Genomic DNA, 4,977 nt, shown 5'->3' with positions numbered 1-4,977 from the left:
CCACGGCCACCACCGCGAGCGCGGTACCGCCACCGGTGAGCGCCGTGCGCCGCCTGCGGCGCCTGCGCACGCCCCTGAGAATCTCGTGCCGCGCTCCCGCTCTGGGTCGCAGGGCGAGCCGGTCGTCGTCGAACAACGCCCGCAGCTCGGCGTCGAGGTCGGCCTCGGCGCCCTCTCCCGCTTCCGTCTCCGGCTCACCGGCCGGGCCGCGATCGAAGCCACCCTCGGTGCTCATCGCGCACGCCTCCCCTCGGCCTCGCCGTCCCGGCGCAGTCGCCCCCGCAGGGCGCTCAGAGCCTTGCTCGCCTGGCTCTTCACCGTGCCGTGGCTGACTCCGAGCGAGGCGGCGATCTCCGCCTCGCTCAGCCCTTCGTAGTACCGCAACACGATGACCGCGCGCTGCTTCGGCGGCAGGTCCCGCAACGCCGCCCACAGCGGCTCGTGCTCGAACGGGTCGGTGGGGGACACGGTGCCCGACTCGGGGACCTCGGCCACGAGGTTCTCCCTGCGATGCCTGCGCCACCGGCTGACGTGCGCGTTCGCCATCGAACGGCGCACATACGCGAGCGGGTCACCGGTCTTGCGCACCACCGAGTTCCACCGTGCGCCGATCTTCTCGAGCACGGACTGGACGAGGTCGGCCGCGTCGTGCGGGTTCCCGGTGAGCGCGTGCCCATAGCGCAGGAGCCCGGGCAAGGAGGACTCCACGAACTCCTCGAAGTCCGTGAGGTCGCCAGACACGACCGCTTCCTTCCTGTGGCCGACGGTGCCCGTCCAACCACACACGCGCGGAACGGCAGGCACGAACGCGGTCACCGTAACGTCTCCCTCGCGCGATCACGTTGCTGGCTCGACGGGTGCACGCACGAGGAGGCTGTCAGGTTGCCCGGATGTTGTGGATTCGTGATTCAGTTCAACGCATCGGGCGTCGCGAGCTCGGGTGGGAGCGCGAACCGGCCGTCGGCCCCGGGCCGGAACGGGTGCACCGACGCGACGGCGTCGAGCGGGATCGGACCGTAGACGTGCGGGAACCACGGCGCCCCCGCCTCCGGCGGCACCGCGGGTTCCCACCGCACCGGTGCGGCGAGCCGGGCCGGATCGAGCCGGAGCAGGAGCAGGTCGGTGCGCCCCCGGTAGAGCCGGTCGGCGGGGAAGTGCACCGTGCCCGGGTCGGAGCAGTGCACGAACCCGGCCTCGTCCAGCGACGCCGGGCGGTACGGCCCCCCGTCGGGCACGGCCGTCCAGTCCGCCTCGGGGCAGATGTGCAGGATCACGCCGTCACCGACCTCAGCGCAGGGTCAGCTGGCGGCCGATCAGCCCGTCCCGGGCGCGGCGCTCGGCCGCGTCGAGCGGCCGGTCGTCGAGGGAGGACAGCGCCTCCTCAAGTCGCGCGCCGAGGTGCTTGGCCGGTTCGGCCCACTCCCGCGCGTGTGCCTCCGCGTCGAGATCCCAGACCGGCACCAGCAGGCCGTGGGCGCGGAACGATCCCGCGTACCGGGTCTCCTCCCCCAGCGTCAGTTCCCCGGCGGCCGACAGCCGCGCGAGCGCTTGCAGCAAGCGGTTCTCGTCGGCGGGCCACACCCAGCGCAGGTGCGCCCTCTCCCCCGCGAGCACCCAGTACGCCCCGGGACCGAGGCGCTCGGTGGGCATGATGGCGGCGTTGGCCCGCTCGAGTGACATCGCGATCTCGCCGGTGGGCGTGCTGCCTTCCGGCAACCACCACGAGAAGTCCGGGTGGAGCTCGACGTCGAGCTCCGCCGTCGGCGCCAGCAGGTCCTGGAGACGCTCGCCCTCGCGCGGCTCGCTCGTCGTGTCCGGCACCGACAGCACCTGGCCGGGACGCGCCTCGAGCGCCCAGCGCAGCGCTCGGCCCAGGTCGCGAGACACGTCCGAGGAGCGGGTCTGCACCTGCATGCCGAGGAAGATGTGCCCGTCGTCCTCGCGCACCATGGCCGCCGCCGCGAGCGGAAGCACGGAGCCGAGCGTGATCCGGCGGCCCTCGGGATCGACACCCTCGGCCAGTGTCAGGGGGGCGGTGGCCGACGGGACGAACTCCCGCAGCGCGATCAGCTCGGGTTCCGCGGCGAGTCCCTCGAAGGGGCGCGCCACGAAGACGTCCCGCACCTTCCGCTTCGCGTCTTTCCTCGGGCCCTTGCTGCGTGCGCCCTTGCCCACGGTGCCGTCCTCCCGCGCTGTCTCCTCGCCGCCTGTACCGGCGTCGTCCCTACTCGGCGCCGACCCTGTTCGGGGCCGACCGGGTCCGGCGCCGTGTGTGCCCGGCGCCCGCCGACGCGTACAGCCTAGAGGTGCCCCGCCGCGCCCGCCCGGGCGACGCCGGATCGCGCGGCGGGCACGGCCCCGTCAGCGCGTCTCCTCGACCACCCAGGACAGGTACTCGGCACTGCCGTCGGTGACCGGGGTGGCGACGACCTCAGGCACGTCGTACGAATGGTGCGCCTTCAGGTGCTCGACCAGCGCCTCGACGCGATCGGCCGCTGTCTTGATCTCGATCCGCCACTCGGCCTCGGTCTCGGTCTTGCCCTGCCAGCGGTAGACACTGGTGATGGGACCGAGGACCTGCGCGCACGCGCCGAGCCGGGCCTCGACCGCCCCGGCCGCCAGCTTGCGCGCGGCGGCTTCGCTGTCGGTGGTGGTGACGACGACGGCCGCGGAGGCCCCGGACGGCGTGAGGTATTCCGACGACATACCGGCCAGGCTAACCTGGATGGGGTGACCGGGCGTCGCACGGACTCCACGAGCGGGCCGCTCACGCTGAGCGGTCGCGTGGTCCGCCTGCGCGACTTCCGTCCCGACGACCTGGACGCCGTGCGCGGCATCGTCGGCGATGACCGCGTGACCTACTTCCTGTCCTTCAACTCGCGCGGCACCGAGCAGGCCCGCGCGATGCTGCACGACCTCATCGAGCGGGCCGCACGGCAGCCACGCACCGACTACTACCTCGCGATCACACCGCTCGAACCCGTCACACCCGCCGAGACCGACCGGGTGGTCGGCTTCGCGCGCCTACTGCTCAGCGGGCAACGGGCAGCCCGGCTCGGCTACGCCGTCGCGCACGACTACCAGGGGCGCGGGTACGCAGGCGACGCCGCCCGCACCCTGCTCGACTTCGCGTTCGGCGCCCTGCAGCTGCACCGGGTGACCGGCGCCGTCGCGCCGGACAACACCGCGGGTATCACCTCCGTCGAGCGCCTCGGATTCACCCGCGAGGGCGTGCTGCGCGACCACGTGCACACCAACGGCGCCTGGCGCGACTCGATCCTGTACTCGATACTCGCCCACGAATGGAACGCCGAGCGCGACTGACGGCCCGACGACACGGTGCGGCGGAGTCATCCGGGTAGGGTCACCCCCATTCGCGGTTCACCTCGCCGTCGAACACTGCGATCAGGGGTGGGAATGGGCGGACCCGCCACGTGTCCGAGAGGGGCCTGACATGACCAGTAAGTTCACCGAGCTCGGGATCGACTGTGCCGATCCCGACGGCCTCGCCCGTTTCTGGTGCTCGGTCCTGGATTACGAGGTGCACGACGCAGACGAAGACGACGGGATCGTCACCATCGGCCCCCCTGTGGAACCCGAAGGCAAGGACCACCTCGGCCCGGTGGCGCCGACGTTGACCTTCGCGCGCGTGCCCGAGGGCAAGACCGTCAAGAACAGGCTCCACCTCGACCTCAACCCGACCGACAGGGAACAGGACGACGAGGTCCGTCGCCTGCTCGACCTCGGTGCTCGACACGCCGACGTGGGACAAGGCGGACAGAGCTGGGTGGTACTCGCCGACCCGGAGGGCAACGAGTTCTGCGTCCTCGCTGCCCGCCGCCCCTGATCGTCATGTTCGTCGCCGACGACCCCTCCTTCATCGCCGATCCCTACCCGGAGTTCGCCCGCCTGCGCACACTCGGCCAGGTGCACTGGCACGAGGGACTCGGTCAGTTCATCGCCGTGTCGCACGCGGCGGCCTCGGCCGTGCTCCGGCACCGGTCACTCGGGCGGCTCTGGACCGACGCGACCCCGGCCGAGCGGTTCGCCTCGTTCAACATGCTGCACCGCAACTCGCTGCTGGAGAACGAGCCGCCCGCGCACACCCGGCTGCGCAGGCTGGTCTCCTCCGCCTTCGCCCGCGGCCACGTGGAACGGCTGCGTCCCGCCGTCGAGCGGCTGGCCGGGACGATGGTCGGCACGCTCGCCGAGCGCATCGCCGCCGACGGCGAGGCCGACCTGCTCGACGACCTGGCCCAGCCGCTGCCGATCGCCGTGATCACCGAGCTGCTCGGTGTGCCCGGAGACGACGGGCCCACGCTCGTGGCCTGGAGCAACGCGATCGTGAAGATGTACGAGTACGGCCTTTCCGACGGCACACGCCGCGCGGCCGAGCAGGCGGCGGAGGAGTTCGCCGAGTACCTGCGCGCCCTCGCGGACCAGCGGCGGCGACGGCCGGGCGACGACCTGCTCAGCCACCTCGCGGGCAGTGAGCTGACCGGGGACGAGGTCGTCGCCACGGCCGTGCTCCTCCTGATGGCGGGGCACGAGGCCACGGTCAACGTGCTGGGCAACGGCGTGCACGCCCTGCTGACCCACCGGCACGAGTGGGAACGACTCGTCGCAGGGGCAAAGGACCCCGCCGTCGTGGCGTCGGCCGCCGAGGAGCTGATCCGCTACGACGCACCGCTGCACCTCTTCGAGCGCACGGCCACCGCCGACGTCCAGATCGCGGGGCACCGGATCGCCGAGGGCCAGAAGGTGGCGGCCCTGCTCGGTGCGGCGGCGCGGGACCCCGAGGTGTTCGACAGGCCCGACACGCTCGACATCGGCCGGAGCCCCAACCCGCATCTCGGCTTCGGTGGCGGCATCCACTACTGCCTCGGCGCTCCCCTGGCGCGCGTCGAGATCACCGCCGCGCTCGCCGCGCTCGCGCGCGAGCTACCCGGCCTGCGCCCCGCACGGGCCCCGCGCAGG

7 protein-coding genes and 1 pseudogene are annotated in these 4,977 nt (G+C 72.6%); 3 read left to right on the top strand and 5 right to left on the bottom strand.

Translation table 11 applies throughout. The features are described 5' to 3' along the window. The 5 genes and pseudogenes from SACSA_RS25695 to cutA form a co-directional block, all read right to left on the bottom strand. Window positions 1–235 (bottom strand): annotated as a pseudogene (locus SACSA_RS25695) (hypothetical protein); the annotation flags it as partial. Beyond that, window positions 232–816 (bottom strand): SigE family RNA polymerase sigma factor, encoded by a 585-nt coding sequence (locus SACSA_RS0104745; protein ID WP_019813965.1) that lies wholly within the window; start codon window positions 814–816, stop codon window positions 232–234. The gene SACSA_RS0104745 and the pseudogene SACSA_RS25695, both read right to left, overlap by 4 nt. Window positions 817–908: 92 nt before the next feature. After that, window positions 909–1,274, bottom strand: a complete 366-nt coding sequence (locus SACSA_RS0104740; RefSeq protein ID WP_019813963.1) for a DUF952 domain-containing protein — start codon at window positions 1,272–1,274, stop codon at window positions 909–911. A 13-nt stretch (window positions 1,275–1,287) separates the two neighbouring features. Then, a complete protein-coding gene (locus SACSA_RS0104735; RefSeq protein WP_019813961.1) occupies window positions 1,288–2,175 on the bottom strand; it encodes a DUF5926 family protein in 888 nt (295 codons plus the stop codon). 186 nt (window positions 2,176–2,361) lie between these two features. Further along, window positions 2,362–2,706, bottom strand: coding sequence for a divalent-cation tolerance protein CutA (gene cutA, locus SACSA_RS26615; protein ID WP_019813959.1), 345 nt, complete (start codon window positions 2,704–2,706; stop codon window positions 2,362–2,364). Between the two features lie 24 nt (window positions 2,707–2,730). On the opposite strand from cutA, the gene SACSA_RS0104725 reads away from it, so the two are divergent. The 3 genes from SACSA_RS0104725 to SACSA_RS0104715 form a co-directional block, all read left to right on the top strand. After that, window positions 2,731–3,324: a GNAT family N-acetyltransferase gene (locus SACSA_RS0104725; RefSeq protein WP_019813957.1), complete on the top strand. Its 594-nt coding sequence runs from the start codon at window positions 2,731–2,733 to the stop codon at window positions 3,322–3,324. A gap of 130 nt (window positions 3,325–3,454) precedes the next feature. Then, complete coding sequence (locus SACSA_RS0104720) at window positions 3,455–3,847, top strand: VOC family protein (protein WP_019813955.1); 393 nt, start codon at window positions 3,455–3,457, stop codon at window positions 3,845–3,847. Between the two features lie 5 nt (window positions 3,848–3,852). Next, window positions 3,853–4,977, top strand: a 1,125-nt coding sequence (locus SACSA_RS0104715; protein WP_019813953.1) for a cytochrome P450, incomplete at its 3' end; no start/stop codon positions are given.

Origin of the sequence: Saccharomonospora saliphila YIM 90502, assembly GCF_000383795.1 — a bacterium.
GTDB classification, from domain to species: Bacteria; Actinomycetota; Actinomycetes; order Mycobacteriales; family Pseudonocardiaceae; genus Saccharomonospora; species Saccharomonospora saliphila.
The sequence above is the reverse complement of the archived record's forward strand: the minus strand, read 5'-3'. Positions and strand labels throughout refer to the sequence as shown.

Coding starts and splice junctions, on each gene's coding strand:
- SACSA_RS0104720 (WP_019813955.1), top strand. CDS start 3,455: ATGACCAGTAAGTTCACCGAGCTCGGGATCGACTGTGCCGATCCCGAC.
- cutA (WP_019813959.1), bottom strand. CDS start 2,706: ATGTCGTCGGAATACCTCACGCCGTCCGGGGCCTCCGCGGCCGTCGTC.